This window comes from Pseudomonas viridiflava (genome assembly GCF_900602065.1).
In the GTDB taxonomy this organism is placed as follows: domain Bacteria; phylum Pseudomonadota; class Gammaproteobacteria; order Pseudomonadales; family Pseudomonadaceae; genus Aquipseudomonas.
In genome coordinates this window covers 1-326 of the sequence record NZ_UWFN01000083.1, presented here as the reverse complement: position 1 = coordinate 326, position 326 = coordinate 1, and the positions used below count along the sequence as shown (strand labels likewise).

The window sequence follows — 326 nt, the reverse complement described above, 5'->3', positions numbered from 1 at the left end:
TCATTCATAGTCAAATCGCATTACGCAGGCTGAGGTTTTCCGGATGCGGCTGCATGTACACCTGCAGCGCCACATACGGATCCGGGTGTTGGCGGAAATGGTGTTTGAGCAGGGTCAGCGGCACGATCAAGGGCACGATCCCCTGATGGTACTGGCCGATCAACTGCTGGATTTCCTGTTTGTCTTCGGCGCCGATGGTCTGCTTGAGGTAGCCAGCCAGGTGCTGAAGTACGTTGGTGTGGGTGCGACGGGTCGCGCACTTCTTGAGCGCGGTCATCAGGTCGCTGAAATACTGTGGAGCGATGTCTTTCGGATCACTGCGGCCC

Annotated in this window: 1 protein-coding gene; it reads right to left on the bottom strand. The window is 57.4% G+C overall.

Translation table 11 applies throughout. The features are described from left to right. Nucleotides 1–10: 10 nt before the first annotated feature. Nucleotides 11–326, bottom strand: a 316-nt coding sequence (locus tag EE949_RS01365; protein ID WP_122662247.1) for a YbgA family protein, incomplete at its 5' end; no start/stop codon positions are given.